Source organism: Clostridioides sp. ZZV15-6383, from assembly GCF_020657735.1.
Classification (GTDB): domain Bacteria; phylum Bacillota; class Clostridia; order Peptostreptococcales; family Peptostreptococcaceae; genus Clostridioides; species Clostridioides difficile_D.
On record NZ_JAGWCV010000137.1, the window covers coordinates 1 to 525 of the forward strand.

1 protein-coding gene is annotated in these 525 nt (G+C 32.4%); it reads right to left on the bottom strand.

Features of this window, described 5'->3' with window-relative positions:
- The coding region (locus KGF42_RS19140; protein WP_227826906.1) for an IS256 family transposase at positions 1-525 on the bottom strand (525 nt) is incomplete at both ends.

The following is a 525-nucleotide window of genomic DNA, read 5'->3' on the forward strand; positions in this document are numbered from 1 at the left end:
CTCATTCCAATTGCTTCGCCAACTTCTTAATGCTATCGCATACTGATTGCCCCATTTTTCCTCTAAGAGCGATAGCTCACTTAACGCTACCTCTTCTGTAATCGCAGCATATACTTTCTTTAAATCTTTTGCAAATTCTTTTCTATTTTTATATGATACATAATTTAAAGTATTTCTAATTTGATGTACAACACATCTTTGTATTTCAGTATCAGGAAATACTGCTTTAATTGCATCAGAAAATCCAACTAGTCCATCTACAGAAGCTATTAATATATCCTTAACTCCTCTGTTTTTGACATCTGTAAGTACCTTTAGCCAATACTTTGAACTTTCATTTTCTCCAATCCATATTCCTAAAACCTCCTTTATGCCTTCTAAGTTAATACCTATAGCTATATAGGCTGCTTTGTTTATTATTCTACCTTCACTTCTAACTTTATAATGTATAGCATCCATAAATACAATTGGATAAATCATATCAAGAGGTCTGTTTTGCCATTCATGAGCTAAAGGTAGAACTCT